This is a genomic window from Motilibacter rhizosphaerae, from assembly GCF_004216915.1.
Taxonomy (GTDB): Bacteria; Actinomycetota; Actinomycetes; order Motilibacterales; family Motilibacteraceae; genus Motilibacter; species Motilibacter rhizosphaerae.
The window spans coordinates 510,410-525,868 of sequence record NZ_SGXD01000001.1 but is presented as its reverse complement, the minus strand read 5'-3'; the positions used below and the strand labels follow the sequence as shown (position 1 = coordinate 525,868).

The 15,459-nt window shown below is 73.3% G+C and carries 15 protein-coding genes and 1 tRNA gene; 6 read left to right on the top strand and 10 right to left on the bottom strand.

Features of this window, described 5'->3' with window-relative positions; genetic code table 11:
• Window positions 1-5: 5 nt before the first annotated feature.
• From EV189_RS20545 to dnaA, 10 genes are all read right to left on the bottom strand, one after another.
• Window positions 6-140: a DLW-39 family protein gene (locus EV189_RS20545; protein ID WP_231115992.1), complete on the bottom strand. Its 135-nt coding sequence runs from the start codon at window positions 138-140 to the stop codon at window positions 6-8.
• A gap of 41 nt (window positions 141-181) precedes the next feature.
• Window positions 182-255, bottom strand: a tRNA-Ile gene (locus EV189_RS02350).
• A gap of 78 nt (window positions 256-333) precedes the next feature.
• A complete protein-coding gene (locus EV189_RS02345; RefSeq protein WP_130491332.1) occupies window positions 334-789 on the bottom strand; it encodes a DUF3566 domain-containing protein in 456 nt (151 codons plus the stop codon).
• A complete protein-coding gene (gene gyrA / locus EV189_RS02340) occupies window positions 786-3,467 on the bottom strand; it encodes a DNA gyrase subunit A (RefSeq protein WP_231115991.1) in 2,682 nt (893 codons plus the stop codon). Before gyrA ends, EV189_RS02345 begins: the two co-directional genes overlap by 4 nt.
• A gap of 73 nt (window positions 3,468-3,540) precedes the next feature.
• On the bottom strand, window positions 3,541-5,559 hold the full coding sequence (gene gyrB / locus EV189_RS02335; protein ID WP_407938107.1) for a DNA topoisomerase (ATP-hydrolyzing) subunit B: 2,019 nt from the start codon (window positions 5,557-5,559) through the stop codon (window positions 3,541-3,543).
• A gap of 284 nt (window positions 5,560-5,843) precedes the next feature.
• Complete coding sequence (locus tag EV189_RS02330; RefSeq protein ID WP_130491330.1) at window positions 5,844-6,428, bottom strand: DUF721 domain-containing protein; 585 nt, start codon at window positions 6,426-6,428, stop codon at window positions 5,844-5,846.
• On the bottom strand, window positions 6,425-7,579 hold the full coding sequence (recF, locus tag EV189_RS02325; protein WP_130491329.1) for a DNA replication/repair protein RecF: 1,155 nt from the start codon (window positions 7,577-7,579) through the stop codon (window positions 6,425-6,427). Before recF ends, EV189_RS02330 begins: the two co-directional genes overlap by 4 nt.
• Before the next feature lie 19 nt (window positions 7,580-7,598).
• Complete coding sequence (gene gnd / locus EV189_RS02320; protein ID WP_130491328.1) at window positions 7,599-8,504, bottom strand: phosphogluconate dehydrogenase (NAD(+)-dependent, decarboxylating); 906 nt, start codon at window positions 8,502-8,504, stop codon at window positions 7,599-7,601.
• Between the two features lie 85 nt (window positions 8,505-8,589).
• A complete protein-coding gene (gene dnaN, locus EV189_RS02315; protein ID WP_130491327.1) occupies window positions 8,590-9,723 on the bottom strand; it encodes a DNA polymerase III subunit beta in 1,134 nt (377 codons plus the stop codon).
• A gap of 591 nt (window positions 9,724-10,314) precedes the next feature.
• The gene (gene dnaA / locus EV189_RS02310; RefSeq protein WP_130491326.1) at window positions 10,315-11,808 is read right to left on the bottom strand and encodes a chromosomal replication initiator protein DnaA; all 1,494 of its coding nucleotides are present in this window, start codon (window positions 11,806-11,808) and stop codon (window positions 10,315-10,317) included.
• Between the two features lie 497 nt (window positions 11,809-12,305).
• Between dnaA and rpmH the strand changes: the two genes are divergently transcribed.
• The 6 genes from rpmH to rsmG are packed head-to-tail and all read left to right on the top strand — an operon-like array spanning window position 12,306 to window position 15,341.
• Window positions 12,306-12,443, top strand: coding sequence for a 50S ribosomal protein L34 (gene rpmH / locus EV189_RS02305; protein WP_130491325.1), 138 nt, complete (start codon window positions 12,306-12,308; stop codon window positions 12,441-12,443).
• Window positions 12,444-12,459: 16 nt separating this feature from the next.
• Window positions 12,460-12,861: a ribonuclease P protein component gene (locus EV189_RS02300; protein WP_130491324.1), complete on the top strand. Its 402-nt coding sequence runs from the start codon at window positions 12,460-12,462 to the stop codon at window positions 12,859-12,861.
• Window positions 12,774-13,169: a membrane protein insertion efficiency factor YidD gene (gene yidD / locus EV189_RS02295; protein WP_331250666.1), complete on the top strand. Its 396-nt coding sequence runs from the start codon at window positions 12,774-12,776 to the stop codon at window positions 13,167-13,169. The genes EV189_RS02300 and yidD overlap by 88 nt, the downstream gene beginning before the upstream one ends.
• A gap of 12 nt (window positions 13,170-13,181) precedes the next feature.
• The gene (gene yidC, locus EV189_RS02290) at window positions 13,182-14,108 is read left to right on the top strand and encodes a membrane protein insertase YidC (protein ID WP_130491322.1); all 927 of its coding nucleotides are present in this window, start codon (window positions 13,182-13,184) and stop codon (window positions 14,106-14,108) included.
• 52 nt (window positions 14,109-14,160) lie between these two features.
• Window positions 14,161-14,706, top strand: coding sequence for a Jag family protein (locus tag EV189_RS02285; RefSeq protein ID WP_130491321.1), 546 nt, complete (start codon window positions 14,161-14,163; stop codon window positions 14,704-14,706).
• Window positions 14,707-14,744: 38 nt separating this feature from the next.
• Window positions 14,745-15,341: a 16S rRNA (guanine(527)-N(7))-methyltransferase RsmG gene (gene rsmG, locus EV189_RS02280; protein WP_231115990.1), complete on the top strand. Its 597-nt coding sequence runs from the start codon at window positions 14,745-14,747 to the stop codon at window positions 15,339-15,341.
• Window positions 15,342-15,459 lie beyond the last annotated feature (118 nt).

Genomic DNA, 15,459 nt, shown 5'->3' with positions numbered 1-15,459 from the left:
GGCTGTCAGACGGGGTCGGTGACCGAGCGCCAGAGCTCGTCGTCGGCCTTGCCCGCGTGCGCCCGTCTCCACGCCGTCGCAGCGGCGGCGGTCAACGCTCCCGCTGCTCCGGCCGCACCGAAGAGCACCAGACGGCGCATGCGCCACCTCCTCCGCGAGCGGGCCGGCGGGGCACCGGCGGTGGGCCTAAGTGGACTTGAACCACTGACCTCTTCCTTATCAGGGAAGCGCTCTAACCAACTGAGCTATAGGCCCGCACGTGCGCGGCTCGGGACGCGAGGTCCCGTGCCGCACGACGATGGTACCGGACCGCAGGAGCGGTCCGTCCCGCCCTCAGTCCTCGGTGAGCGTGAGGTGCAGCCCGCCGACGACCGCGGCCGACACGTTGTAGATGAACGCGGTCAGCGTCGCGAGGGCGGTGATGAGCACCGCGTCGACCGCGGCCACGATGCCCGCCACGGTCAGCACGCGGGACAGCGAGAGCCACTGGTCGATGCTCTGGCTGCTGCCGCTCGCGTCCTTGGTGACGTCCGAGATCGTCTTCGACACCGAGTCGAAGACGCCCATGCCGTTGAGCACGCTCCACAGCACGGCGACGGCGACGACGAGCACGATCCCGAGGCAGATCGAGAGCAGCGCGGACAGCTTGAGCACGGACCAGGGGTCGACCCTGCTCAGCACCAGCCGGGCGCGCCGGGGAGCCCGGGCGCTCGGAGCCCGTCCGGCGGGCGCCGGGCGGGGGGGCTTGGGAGCCGTCGTGGAGAGGGGTCGCGCCTCGGACGTGCTCACGAATCACCGTCCTCGGTCGGGTCAGCGTCGGCAGCAGGCGTCGACGGGTCGACGTCCACGGTAGCGGGCTCCTCGGCGTCGTCCACAGCCGAGCCGTCGCCGTCACCCGCCGGAGCAGCACCGGCCGCGGCGTCCGGGGCCGCGGAGCCCGAGGCCTCGACCTCGTGCTCGACCTGCTCGACGGCCTCGTCGAGGGCCTCGTCGTCGGCGTCGGGCTCGGCGTTGCGGGCGACCGAGAGGACCGAGTCGCCGGAGCCGAGCACGACGAGCGTGACGCCCATCGTGTCGCGGCCGGTCGGGCGCAGGTCCGCGACGCGGGTGCGGATCACGGTCCCGCCGCTGGTGATGGCGAAGACCTCGTCGCGCTCGCCGACCACCACGGCCCCGACGAGCGAGCCGCGGGCGTCGGTCACCCGGTGCGCGCGCAGGCCCAGGCCGCCGCGCCCCTGCACGCGGTACTCGTCGACCGGCGTGCGCTTCGCGAAGCCGCCGTCGGTGGCGGTGACGAGGAACTCCTCGGCACCGTCGCGGACGACGTTCATCGAGAGCAGCTCGTCGTCCTCCCGGAAGCGCATGCCGGTGACGCCGCTCGTGGCACGACCCATCGGGCGGAGCGCCGCGTCGTCGTTGCGGAACCGCACCGCCATGGCACCGCGGCTGACCAGGAGCAGGTCGTCCTCCGCCCCGGCGAGCTGCGCCGAGATCAGCTCGTCGTCCTCGCGCAGGTTGATCGCGATGACGCCGCCGGCGCGCGGCGAGTCGTACTCGGTCAGGCGGGTCTTCTTCACCACGCCGGTGCGCGTCGCGAGCACGAGGTACGGCGAGACCTCGTAGTCGCGCAGGTCGAGGACCTGGGCGATCCGCTCGTCGGGCTGGAAGGCGAGCAGGTTCGCGACGTGCTGGCCGCGGGCGTCGCGCGCGGTCTCCGGCAGCTCGTACGCCTTGGCGCGGTAGACCCGGCCCTTGTTCGTGAAGAACAGGATCCAGTGGTGCGTCGTCGTGACGAAGAAGTGCTCGACGATGTCGTCCTCGCGCAGCTGCGCGCCGCGCACGCCCTTGCCGCCGCGGCGCTGGGAGCGGTAGAGCGCGGCCTGCGTGCGCTTGGCGTAGCCGCCGCGGGTGATGGTCACCACCACCGGCTCCTCGGCGATGAGGTCCTCCATGGACATCTCGCCCTCGGCGGCCACGATCTGCGTGCGCCGCTCGTCGCCGTACTTCTCGACGATCGCGGCGAGCTCCTCGCTGACGATCTGGCGCTGGCGCTCCTCGCTGGCGAGGATGGCCTGCAGCTCGGCGATCTCGGTCTCGATCTCGGCGAGCTCGTCGATGATCTTCTGGCGCTCGAGGGCCGCGAGGCGGCGCAGCTGCATGTTGAGGATCGCGTCGGCCTGCTCGGTGTCGACCTCGAGCAGCTCGATGAGCCCGGCGCGGGCGTCCTCGACGTTGGGCGAGCGGCGGATGAGCGCGATGACCTCGTCGAGGGCGTCGAGCGCCTTCACCAGCCCGCGCAGGATGTGCGCGCGGCGCTCGGCCTGCGCCAGCCGGTAGCGCGTGCGCCGGACGATGACCTCGATCTGGTGCGTGACGTAGTGCCGCACGAACTCGTCGAGGCGCAGGGTCTTCGGGATGCCGTCGACGAGCGCCAGCATGTTGGCGCTGAAGTTGTCCTGCAGCTGGGTGTGCTTGTAGAGGTTGTTGAGCACGACCTTGGCCACGGCGTCGCGCTTGAGCACGATGACGAGGCGCTGGCCGAGGCGCTCGTTGCCCTCGTCGCGCACGTCGGCGATGCCGCCGACCTTGGCGTCCTTGACGAGCTCGGCGATCTTCGTCGCGAGGTTGTCCGGGTTGACCTGGTAGGGCAGCTCGGTGACGACGAGGCAGGTGCGCCCGTTGATCTCCTCGACGTTGACGACCGCGCGCATGGTGATCGACCCGCGCCCGGTGCGGTACGCGTCCTCGATCCCCCGCCGCCCGACGATGAGCCCGCGCGTGGGGAAGTCCGGCCCCTTGACCCGCTCGAGCAGCGCCTCCAGCAGCTCCTCGCTGCTCGCCTCCGGGTGCGCCAGCGCCCACTGCACGCCGTCGGCGACCTCGCGCAGGTTGTGCGGCGGGATGTTGGTGGCCATGCCGACCGCGATGCCGGCGCTGCCGTTGACGAGCAGGTTGGGGAAGCGGCTGGGCAGGACGTCGGGCTCCTGGGCCCGACCGTCGTAGTTGGGGCTGAAGTCGACGGTGTCCTCGTCGATGTCGGCCATCATGTGCATGGCCAGCGGGGCGAGGCGGCACTCGGTGTAGCGCATGGCCGCGGCCGGGTCGTTGCCCGGCGAGCCGAAGTTGCCGTTGCCGTCGACGAGCGGGTAGCGCAGCGACCAGGACTGCGCGAGGCGCACGAGGGTGTCGTAGATCGCCGAGTCGCCGTGCGGGTGGTACTGGCCCATGACGTCGCCGACGACGCGCGAGCACTTCGAGTAGCCGCGGTCGGGGCGGTAGCCGCCGTCGAACATCGCGTAGAGCACCCGGCGGTGCACCGGCTTGAGCCCGTCGCGCACGTCCGGCAGCGCGCGGCTCACGATGACGCTCATCGCGTAGTCGAGGTAGCTCTGCTGCATCTCGACCTGCAGGTCGCGCGCCTCGACGCGGCCGCCGGGCGGCGGCGGGGTCGTCGGTGTCTCGGTCACGGAGTGCCTTCCGGGCGGGGGTCGTCAGGGAGCGCTGGGGCCGGCGCGGGCGCCGGCAGGGGCCGGCGGGCCGCTAGATGTCGAGGAAGCGGACGTCCTTGGCGTTGCGCTGGATGAACGAGCGCCGCTGCTCGACGTCCTCGCCCATGAGCACGCTGAACAGGTCGTCCGCGGCGGCGGCGTCCTCGAGGGTCACCTGGAGCAGCACGCGGCGCTCCGGGTCCATCGTCGTCTCCCAGAGCTCGTTGGCCGGCATCTCGCCGAGGCCCTTGAACCGCTGGATGCCGTCCTCCTTGGGCAGCCGCTTGCCCGCCTCCTGCCCGAGGCGCACGAGGCCGTCGCGCTCCCGGTCGGAGTACGCGTACTGCACCGGCTCGCGCCCCGCCCACTTGAGCTTGTAGAGCGGCGGCTGGGCGAGGTAGACGTTGCCGCTCTCGATCAGCGGGCGCATGAAGCGGAAGAAGAACGTCAGGAGCAGGGTGCGGATGTGCTGGCCGTCGACGTCGGCGTCGGCCATGAGGATGATCTTGGAGTAGCGCAGCTTCGAGATGTCGAAGTCGTCGTGGATCCCGGTGCCCGCCGCGCTGATGAGCGCCTGGACCTCGTTGTTCTGCAGGATCCGGTCGATGCGCGCCTTCTCGACGTTGAGGATCTTGCCGCGGATCGGGAGGATCGCCTGGAAGCGGCTGTCGCGCCCGCCCTTGGCCGAGCCGCCGGCCGAGTCGCCCTCGACGATGTAGAGCTCGCACTTGTCGGGGTCGGTCCACTGGCAGTCGGCGAGCTTGCCCGGCAGGCCGCCGGACTCGAGCAGCCCCTTGCGGTTGCGGGCCAGGTCGCGGGCCTTGCGGGCCGCGACGCGCGCGGTGGCGGCGGCGATCGCCTTGCGGACGATCTCCTTGCCCTCCTGCGGGTTGCGCTCGAACCACTCGCCGAGGCGGAGGTTGGCGACCTGCTGGGTGAAGGACTTCGCCTCGGTGTTGCCGAGCTTGGTCTTCGTCTGGCCCTCGAACTGCGGCTCGCCCAGCTTGATGGAGACGATGGCGGTGAGGCCCTCGCGGATGTCGTCGCCGGAGAGCCGGTCCTCCTTCTTCTTCACCATCCCCCAGTCCTCCGCGAACTTGTTGACCGTGTAGGTCAGCGCGGCGCGGAAGCCCTCCTCGTGGGTGCCGCCCTCGTGGGTGTTGATGGTGTTGGCGAAGGTGTAGACCGACTCGGTGAAGGTGGTGTTCCACTGCATCGCGACCTCGAGGGAGAGCGCGCGCGCCTTGTCCTCCGACTCGAAGGCGATGATGTTGGGGTGCGCCTCGCCCTTCTTGGCGTTGAGGTGCTTGACGAAGTCGGAGATGCCCCCGTCGAAGCGGTAGGAGACGGTGCGCTCCTCGGCGACCTCCTCGACCGGGAGGTCGAGCACGCGCTCGTCGCGCAGCGAGATGGTCAGCCCCTTGTTGAGGAACGCCATCTCGCGGAAGCGGCTGGACAGCGTCTCGAAGGTGTAGTCCGTCGTCTCGAAGATCTCCGGGTCGGCCCAGAACGTCACGGTGGTCCCCGTGCGGTCCGTGGCCTCGCCCTCGGCGAGGTCGGCGACGGGCACGCCGCGGTGGAACTCCTGGCGGTGGACCCGGCCGTCGCGGTGCACCTCGACCTCGACGCGGGTCGAGAGCGCGTTGACGACCGAGACGCCGACGCCGTGCAGGCCGCCGGAGACGGAGTAGCCGCCGCCGCCGAACTTGCCGCCGGCGTGCAGGACCGTGAGCACGACCGTGACGGCCGGCTTGCCCTCGCTCGGCACGATGTCGACGGGGATGCCGCGGCCGTTGTCCACGACCCGCACGCCGCCGTCGGCGAGGATCGTCACGTCGATGTGGTCGCAGTAGCCCGCGAGCGCCTCGTCCACCGAGTTGTCGACGACCTCGTAGACGAGGTGGTGCAGGCCCCGCTCGCCGGTGGAGCCGATGTACATGCCAGGGCGCTTGCGCACGGCATCGAGGCCCTCGAGGACCTGGATGGCGCTGCCGTCGTAGGTGCGCGGGGCCGCCGCGCCGGGCTGTGCGGTGGAGGGGTCGGGAGCGGCGAGGGCCTGCTCGTGGTCCACGGCTGCCTGCGTCTCGGTCACGTGCACCCTTCGCGCCTGCGGCCGGCGGGGTTGCGCGGCTCGCGTGGGACGTGCGGTGGCGCGGGCGGACCCGCGCAACCGCATCAGTCTACCCGTCCGTGACGCGGTCCCGGGGGCCACGCGCCCGGAACGAGGCCCGCAGGGCCGTCTCCGGCGCTCGACCCCCGCCCGTCGGGGACCCGTACGCGCCAGGGGGTCGCGGCGGGCAGGGGCGCGCAGAGCCGGTGACCGCCCCTCCGTGGCACCGGACGCGGCGACGCCGGTCAGCCGTACGTGTCGCGCGGGCCGCGGCCGCGGACCGAGAGCGGCCCGCGGCGCCACGACGGCGGCGCCGGTCCCAGCACGGTGACCGTGCGGCAGGTGCCGCGCCCGACCTCCGCGTCGATCCGCTGGCGCAGGGCGGGGGCGAGCTCGCGCAGCTGCACCGCCCAGGCCGTGGACGAGGCACGCACCACGAGCACCCCGTCCTCGAAGGACTCGGGGGCCGCGTGCGCCGCGACCTCGGGGCCGACCAGCTCGGCCCACCGCCCGAGCATCGCGCCGACGGCCTTGTCCAGCTCCCAGCCGCGCTCGGCGACGAGGCGGTCCACGGTGCCGGCGAGCGGCTGGGGGTCCCGGTCGTCGGGGCGCGCCCCGCTGCGCAGCTCCTCGCTCGGGCCGGTGCGCCGGCGCCGGGGGAGGACGTCGCCGGCACCGGCGGCCCCGCCACCGACGGCGCCCGGGACGTCGCGGACCGGCCGCGCCCCGCTGCGCCGCGCGGCGGCCCGCGCCGCGGCGAGCGCCTGGCGCGCGACCTCCACGCCCGGTCGCGGCGCCGGCGGGGCGTCCTCGGGCTCCTCGCCGCTCACGAGTCCGGCCCCAGACGGCGGACCTCGCCCCGCGTGACGGCGAAGCGCGCCCCGGCGAGCACCGGCGGCACGTCCTCCTCCACCGCGGCCGTGACGAGGACCTGCTCGGCTCCCGCCACCCGCTCGGCCAGGCGGCGCCGGCGGCTGGAGTCCAGCTCGGCGAAGACGTCGTCGAGCACGAGGACCGGCTCCCCGCCGTCGGCGCGCAGCAGGTCGTACGACGCCAGCCGCAGCGCGAGCGCCAGCGACCACGACTCCCCGTGGCTCGCGTACCCCTTCGCCGGGGCCGCCCCCAGGGAGAGCGCGAGCTCGTCGCGGTGCGGCCCGACGAGGCACACCCCGCGCTCGAGCTCCTGGCGGCGGGCGTCGGCCAGCCCGCGGAGCATGACCTGCTCGAGCTCGAGCCGGTCGCCGGGCAGGCCGTCGGGCGCCGCGGGCTCGAGGGTGCTGCGGTACTCCGCGCCCACCGGGCCGCCGCCCGAGGAGACGTCGTCGTACGCCGCGTCGACGAGCGGGCGCAGCGCCGCGACCAGCGCGAGCCGGGCGGCGACGAGCTCCGCGCCCGCCCGGGCGAGGTGCGCGTCCCACACGTCGAGCGTGCTGAGGTCGTACTGCCCGGTGCCCCGGCCGCTGCGGCGGGCCGCACCGGCGGACTTGAGCAGGGCACTGCGCTGCTTGAGCACCCGGTCGTAGTCGGCGCGCACTCCCGCCAACCGCGGCGCGCGGGCGACGAGCAGCTCGTCGAGGAAGCGGCGCCGCTCGCCCGGGTCGCCCTTCACCAGCGCGAGGTCCTCGGGCGCGAACAGCACGCTGCGCAGCAGCCCGAGCACCTCGCGGGCGCGCGGGACGGGTCCGCGGTTGACCCGGGCGCGGTTGGCGCGCCCCGGGTTGATCTCGACCTCGAGCAGCGTCGGCCGCCCGTCGCGCACGACGCTGGCGCGCACGACGGCACGCTCGGCGCCGAGCCGGACGAGGGGGGCGTCCCCCGCGACCCGGTGCGAGTCCAGGGTCGCGAGGTAGCCCACCGCCTCGACCAGGTTGGTCTTCCCCTGCCCGTTGCTCCCCACCAGCGCGGTGACGCCCGGCTCCAGCGCCACCTCCGCGGAGGCGTACGAGCGGAAGTCGCTCAGCGAGAGGTGCGCGACGTGCACGGCGGGGGAGGAGGAGGCGTCAGGCCGGAGCCTCGGCCTCGCCCTTCGCGACGGAGCGGACGGCGTGGCCGCCGAACTGGTTGCGCAGCGCGGCGACCGCCTTCATCGCGGGGCTGTCGTCCTGGCGGGAGGCGAAGCGGGCGTAGAGCGCGGCCGAGATCGCCGGCATCGGCACGCGGTGGTTGATCGCCTCCTCGACGGTCCAGCGGCCCTCGCCGGAGTCGTCGACGTAGCCGGTGATCTCGGCGAGGTCGGGGTCCTCCTCGAGCGCGCGCACGAGCAGGTCGAGCAGCCACGAGCGGATGACCGTGCCCTGGGTCCAGCTGGCGAGCACGCCGGGCACGTCGGTCACGACGTCGGTCGCGGCGAGCAGCTCGTAGCCCTCGGCGTAGGCCTGCATGAGGCCGTACTCGATGCCGTTGTGGACCATCTTGGCGAAGTGGCCGGCACCGACGGGGCCGGCGTGGACGAAGCCCGCCTCGCCCTCGGGCTTGAGCGCGTCGAAGACGGGCTGCGCCTTCGCGACGTCCTCGGTGCTGCCGCCGACCATGAGCGCGTAGCCGTTCTCCAGGCCCCACACGCCGCCCGAGACGCCGGCATCGACGTAGCCGATCTGCTTGGCGCGGAGCTCCTCGGCGTGGACGAGGTCGTCGGTGTAGCGCGAGTTGCCGCCGTCGATGATGACGTCGCCGGGGGAGAGCAGCCCGCCGAGCTCCTGGACCGTCGCTCGCGTCGGGTCGCCCGCGGGGACCATCACCCACACCACGCGCGGCGCCGACAGCCGGCCGACGAGCGACTCGAGGCTGTCCACGTCGCGGCTGGACTGGGGGCTGCGGTCGAAGCCGACGACGGTGTGGCCCGCGCGGCGCAGCCGCTCGGCCATGTTGCCGCCCATCTTGCCGAGGCCGATGATCCCGATCTCCATGCTGTCCTCCGAGTCGTGGCGTGGTGGTCCGCGGGGCGTGCTGGTCGGGGGTCCCGCAGGCTGGTCTGCCCCGGACCCCCCTGGGTCAGACGCCCGAGAGGCGGACCGGCATGAGCAGGTAGCGGTACTCCCGGCTGGGCTCCGCGTCGGCGGTCGCGCGGCCGCTGAGGACGGCCGGCTTCGTGGGCGTGGTGAACGAGAGCTGGGCGTACGCGGCGTCGAGCGCCCCGAGCCCGTCGAGCAGGTAGCCGGGGTTGAAGGCGATGGCGATCTCGTCGCCCTCGAGCTGCGCCTCGAGGGTCTCCGAAGCCTGCGCGTCGTCGCCGCTGCCGGCCTCGAGGGTCACGGCACCGTCGGTGAACGAGAGCCGGACCGGGGTGTTGCGCTCGGCGACCAGCGCGACGCGCTTCACCGCGTCGACGAGGGCGCCGGTCTCGACCACCGCGACGCTCGCCGACTCGGCCGGCAGCAGCGCCTGGTACTTCGGGAACTCCCCGTCGAGCAGCCGGGTCGTCACGCGCCGCGTCCCGCCCTCGAAGCCGACGAGGTTCTCGCTGCCGTCCGGCGAGGCGAGCGCCACCAGCACGTCGTCGCCCGACGAGAGGGAGCGCGCGCTGTCGGCGAGGGTGCGGGCGGGCACCAGCGCGACCGCCGAGAGACCCGCCTGCTCGGGCTTCCAGGTGAGCTCGCGCACGGCCAGGCGGTAGCGGTCGGTGGCGGCGAGCGTGATGCGCTCGCCCTCGATCTCCACCCGCACGCCGGTCAGCACGGGCAGCGTGTCGTCACGGCCGGCGGCGACGGACACCTGCGAGACGGCCGCCGCGAACACCTCCGCCGGCAGCGAGCCGGACGCCGAGGGCATCTGCGGGAGCGCGGGGTACTCCTCGACGGGCAGCGTCAGCAGCGAGAAGCGGCTGCTCCCGCACGTGACGACGACCTTGCTGCCCTCGCTCACGACCTCGACGGTGCGCGGCGGGAGGCTGCGGCAGATGTCGGCGAGCAGGCGGCCGCTCACGAGCGCCCTGCCGGGCTCGGGCACGTCGGCGTCGATGGTGACGCGGGCGGAGACCTCGTAGTCGAAGCCGGAGAGCGCGAGGCCGTCGGGCCCGGCCTCCACGAGCAGGCCGGCGAGGACCGGCACCGGCGGCCGCGTGGGCAGGCTGCGCGCTGCCCAGGCGACGGCTTCGGCCAGGACGTCCCGCTCGACCCGGAATCTCACGACGCAAGCCCTTCCTCGTGGCGCTTCGGACGCTCCGCCCTCGCGGCGCTTCGGAGGAGCTGGTCCCGGGAACGCTCAAGTCCGGGGCGGCACCCGCCGATGTGCAGGGCGACGCTACCGCCCCCGCCCGACGATCCACATCCAGGGCCGCTCCCCCCTGTCCCTCGTCATCCCTCGACATCTCCCTGTGCCAGTGCTCATAGGGGCTGTGCACGCTGTGGACGGACGCGGGGCGGCGGCGGCACGCCCTCGCGCGCCCCGGCGGTCGCCCCAGGTCGTGCCGCGTACGGGGCGAGGAGCACACCCGTGTAGTTCCACGCGTGCGAGATGTGTCCGCCGCTGTGGCCGGTGCGGTGCGTCGGGCAGCTCCGCTGGGGACGAGCGCGCTCCGTCCACCGGTGACCTGCTCCGTCCCCAGCCGCGTACCCATGTCGTCCACCGTTCTCCACACGGTTGTCCCCAGGTGTGCAGAACGCCGGGAGGGACGACGAGAGCCCCGCGCGCCGGTGGCGGGCGGGGCTCCGGGGGGAGTGCCGGGGTGGGGGGCCAGCCCTCGCGGGCTCGGCGCTCAGCCCTTCCGGGCTCTTGCACTCAGCCCTTGCGGGCGGTGCTCTTGATGCGGTTGGTCAGCTCGGTGACCTGGTTGTACAGCGCGCGCTTCTCCGGGAGCTGAGTGCGGATCTTGCGGTCCGCGTGCATGACCGTGGTGTGGTCCCGGCCGCCGAACTGCTGGCCGATCTTCGGCAGCGAGAGGTCGGTGAGCTCGCGGCAGAGGTACATCGCGATCTGCCGGGCCTGGACGAGCCCGCGCGAGCGCGACGAGCCGCACAGGTCGTCGATGCTGATGCCGAAGTACGACGCGGTCTGCCCCATGATCGTCGAGGCGGTGATCTCGGGACCGGTGTCGTCGGGGATGAGGTCCTTCAGGACGATCTCGGCGAGCCCCAGGTCGACGCCCTGCCTGTTGAGCGACGCGAACGCCGTCACCCGGATCAGTGCGCCCTCGAGCTCGCGGATGTTCGTGGAGATGCGGCTGGCGATGTACTCCAGCACCTCGGGCGGGGCGTCCAGCCCGTCCTGCGCGGCCTTCTTGCGCAGGATCGCGATGCGCGTCTCGAGGTCGGGCGGCTGCACGTCGGTGGTGAGCCCCCACTGGAACCGGTTGCGGAGCCGGTCCTCCAGCGTGACCAGCTGCTGCGGGGGACGGTCGGAGCTCAGCACGATCTGCTTGTTCTGGTTGTGCAGCGTGTTGAACGTGTGGAAGAACTCCTCCTGGGTCCCCTCCTTGTTCTCCAGGAACTGGATGTCGTCCACGAGCAGCACGTCGATGTCGCGGTAGCGCTTGCGGAAGGTCTCGCTGCGCCCGTCGCGGATCGAGTTGATGAAGTCGTTGGTGAACTCCTCGGAGCTCACGTAGCGCACGCGGACCCCGGGGTAGAGGCTCTGCGCGTAGTGGCCGATCGCGTGGAGAAGGTGCGTCTTGCCGAGCCCGGACCCGCCGTAGACGAACAGCGGGTTGTACGCCTTGGCCGGCGCCTCCGCGACGGCGACCGCGGCCGCGTGGGCGAAGCGGTTGCTCGCGCCGATGACGAACGTCTCGAACAGGTAGCGCGGGTTGAGCCGTGTCGGCTCGGGGCGCGCGACGTCCTCGCGCCCGGTGCCCGTGCGGCGCGGCAGGACAGCGGGCGGCGGGTCCGCGAGCGCGTCCGGCACGGGGGCAGCGCCGCTCGTCCCCGCGACGACCGGCTCCCCGGCGTCGCCGTCGAGCCGGGCCGCCTCGCGGGCGGCATCCCCCGGCTCCGCCTCGTCGAGGGTGACGACCAGGCGGATGTCCCGGCCGAGCGCGCGCGAGAGGCTCTCGGTCACCAGCGGGCGCAGGTCGGTCTCGAGCTGGGTGCGGACGAAGTCGTTGGGCGCGGCGACGAGCGCGGTGTCGTCGTAGAGGGCCAGCGGCCGGGTGAGCCGGAGGAAGGGCCGGGTCCGGGGCGGGACGACGCCGTCGGTGACGTCCAGGTCGTCGAGGGCCCGGGCCCACACGGTGGCGAGGTCAGCCGTCTGCTCGGCCACCGGGCTCCTTCCCGTCATCCCGTCGCGCGGGCGGAGTCGCTCTTCTCCACATCCACGTCCACAGGCTGGGGACGACGGAGCAGCGCGCTGCGAGGCGTCGACGCTAACAACGGCGACGGCGCCGGGGCAACAGCGGGTCTCGGCCCTGTGCGGGGTGGTGCGGCTGGTGTCCGGAGCGGGTCCTCGGCGTGTCGCGGCCGGGGGTCCGGGGCGGACCGGGAGAGACTAGCCGGTCCGGCGGGCGCCGGGACCCGTTCGGGTGAAGACCCTCGTCGGAGGCTCCGGCCGCTTCCCCACACCTGTGGACGACGCCTGTGGACACCCGCGGTGACCGGCCCCGCGGAGACCCCCGCCGGGCCACCCGCGCGTTTGACCCGGGGAGCCGGCGCCGCGTACCGTTGGCCGGTCGAGCAGCTCGTCCGGTCAGTCGTGCCCGCGTGTGCCCAGTGCCACCGGGTCGGCAGCCAGTCGGCCCCGCTCTCCCCTGGAACGACCGACGCAGCAGGAGCACCCCCGTGAGCAAGCGCACCTTCCAGCCGAACAACCGGCGCCGCAGCAAGACCCACGGGTTCCGCGTCCGCATGGCCACCCGCGCCGGCCGCGCCATCCTCTCCAACCGCCGCCGCAAGGGCCGCCAGGAGCTCTCCGCCTGACGACGGGCCCCTGCCCGTGCTGCCGCCGGACGCCCGGCTGCGCCGCCCGTCCGACTTCAGCGACGTGATGCGGCGCGGGCCCGGGCGCGGCCGGGGTGCTGCGCCGGCGCTCGTCGTGCACGCCCGTCTCCTGCCGGCGGAGCCGGCGGACGCCCCGTCCCCGCTCCCACCGGTGCGCGTGGGCTTCGCCGTCCCCAAGGCGGTCGGCGGCGCGGTCGTCCGCAACCTCGTCAGGCGCCGGCTGCGGGAGCTCTCGCGCCAGCGCCTGCCCGGTTGGCCGCCGGGCGCCAGCCTCGTGGTCCGCGCCCTGCCGCCCGCTGCTGGCGCGGGGTGGGACGAGCTCGGCGCGCAGCTCGACGCAGCTGCCGGAGCGGCCCTGCGCCGCGCCTCGGTCCCGCGCGGAGCGGGGGTCCCGTGAGCCGGCTGCTGCTGGCGCTGCTGCGCGGCTACTCCCGCTGGATCTCGCCGATGAGCCCGCCGAGGTGCCGCTACCACCCCTCGTGCTCCTCGTACGCTGGGGAGGCGATCGCCGTGCACGGCGCCCTGCGCGGCACGGCGTACGCTGCCTGGCGACTGCTCCGGTGCCACCCGTTCACCCCGGGTGGGTACGACCCCGTCCCACCTCCCCGGAGCGCGCAGCGCAGCCCCCGACCCAGCGCCGGGTCCGGTGCAGAGCACGTCGCAGAGCCCGCAGAGTCCGTTGCAGAGTCCCGCCGACCCGCCTAGGAGACCCCAGACGTGGGCCAGATCCTCGCGCCGCTCGAGTACGTCGTCTCGAAGATCCTGGTCGCCTGGCACACGCTGCTGACCGGCATCGGGCTCCCCAAGGACGGCGGCATCACGTGGGCGCTGTCCATCGTCGGGCTCGTGGTCGTCATCCGCGTGATCATCACGCCGCTCTTCATCCGGCAGATCAAGGCGCAGCGCGGGCTGCAGCTTCTCCAGCCCGAGATCAAGAAGATCCAGGAGAAGTACAAGAACGACCGGGAGCGGCAGAGCAAGGAGCTCATGGAGCTCTACAAGCGCACGGGCACCAACCCGTTCGCGAGCTGCATGCCGATCCTGCTCCAGGCGCCGATCTTCTTCTCGTTGTTCCGCGTGCTCAACGGGGTCGCGCACAACCACAAGGCCCCGCCCGGCTTCCCGCACGACCTCATGCAGCCGGCCAACGACGCGGCGCTCTTCGGAGCGCACATCTCCGACACCTTCCTGCGCACGGACTCGGGCGCCGCGAAGGCCGTCACGATCATCCTCATCGTCCTGATGTCGCTGACGTCGTTCACGACCCAGCGCCAGGTCATGACGAAGAACATGCCGCCCAGCGCCGGCAACAGCCAGTTCGCCCAGCAGCAGAAGCTGCTGCTCTACGTGTTCCCGCTGGTCTTCGCGGTCTCGGGCGTGAACTTCCCCATCGGCGTGCTCATCTACTGGCTCACCACCAACCTGTGGTCGATGGGCCAGCAGTTCTACGTCATCACGTTCAACCCGACGCCCGGTTCTCCCGCGGCGATCGCCCTCGAGGAGCGGCGCGCCCGCAAGGCCGCGGCCCACGGCACGCCCGCCCCTGCGCCGACGCCCGCGGTCGACCCCACCGGGGACGCGCTGGTGAAGCAGCCCCCGCGCCAGCGCCAGCAGCCCAAGCGGAAGACCAAGCGCCCGCGCTGAGCGGCCCCCGAACTCCGCCTGACTCGACCACCCCGTACTCCCGGAGAGCAGCATGACCGAGACCAGCAGCGCGGCCGCCGAGCAGAGCGACGTCGAGGAGGGCGCACCCGAGGCACCCGCGGGCACGAGCGGACGGCCCCCCCTGGTGCAGCGCCTCGAGCAGGAGGGCGACGCGGCGGCCGACTACCTCGAGGGCCTCCTCGACATCGCCGACCTCGACGGGGACATCGACCTGGACGTCGAGGGCGACAGGGCGTCGGTCGCCGTCGTGGGCGAGGACCTCGATGACCTCGTGGGCCCGGGCGGCAAGGTGCTCGAGGCGCTCCAGGAGCTGACGCGGCTCGCCGTGCAGACGAGCACCGGCGAGCGCAGCCGCCTCATGCTCGACGTCGGCGGCTACCGTGCGCGCCGGCGCACCGAGCTGACCGAGGTCGGCCGCGACGCCGCCGAGCGGGCCAAGTCCAGCGGCGAGCGCGTCGTCCTCTCCCCGATGTCCGCGTTCGAGCGCAAGATCGTCCACGACGCCGTGGCGGAGGCGGGGCTCCGCTCGGAGTCCGAGGGCGTCGAGCCGGCGCGGCGCGTGGTCGTCCTCCCGTAGTGGAGTCCGCTGTTCCACGTGGAACACGTGCGGAAGCCGTGTTCGGCGAGCGCTATCCGCTTGCGGAGCGCTACGTCGCCTGGCTCGACGGGGCCGGAGTCGAGCGCGGCCTGATCGGTCCGCGTGAGCGGGAGCGCCTCTGGGACCGTCACGTCCTCAACTGCGCCAACCTCGCCGAGCTGCTGGTCGACGGTGAGCGGGTCCTCGACGTCGGGTCTGGTGCAGGACTACCCGGCATCCCGGTCGCCCTCGCCCTGCCCACCGTGCAGGTCGTGCTCCTCGAGCCGCTGCTGCGCCGGGCGACGTTCCTCGAGGAGGTCGTCGCCGACCTCGGTCTGGGCGACCGCGTGCAGGTGCTCCGCGCTCGAGCCGAGGAGGCGAAGGTGCAGGGGGACGTCGTGACCTCCCGCGCGGTGGCGCCGCTGGGCAAGCTCGCCGGCTGGTGCGGACCGCTGCTGCGCGACGAGGGCCGCATGCTCGCCGTCAAGGGAGCCTCTGCCGCGGAGGAGCTGCGCAGCTCGGCGAAGGGTCTGCGTCACCTAGGCTTCACCAGCTGGCAGGTGGTGACGTGCGGGGAGCCTGAGTCCCCCACGACGGTCATCGAAGCGCGGTACGGGACGAGGAGGAAGCGGTGACGGGCGTGGGGTGGCCGGACAGCGCTGCCGCGCCGCGCGGGCTGGGGTGGCCGCAGGTGCACGGGAGTCAGGCCGAGGCCGATGCTCCGCTCGACGCTCCCACTGCCCTTGAGCAGCC

Coding starts and splice junctions, on each gene's coding strand:
- EV189_RS20545 (WP_231115992.1), bottom strand. CDS start 140: ATGCGCCGTCTGGTGCTCTTCGGTGCGGCCGGAGCAGCGGGAGCGTTG.
- gnd (WP_130491328.1), bottom strand. CDS start 8,504: ATGGAGATCGGGATCATCGGCCTCGGCAAGATGGGCGGCAACATGGCC.
- dnaA (WP_130491326.1), bottom strand. CDS start 11,808: ATGACGGGAAGGAGCCCGGTGGCCGAGCAGACGGCTGACCTCGCCACC.
- EV189_RS02285 (WP_130491321.1), top strand. CDS start 14,161: ATGACCGAGACCAGCAGCGCGGCCGCCGAGCAGAGCGACGTCGAGGAG.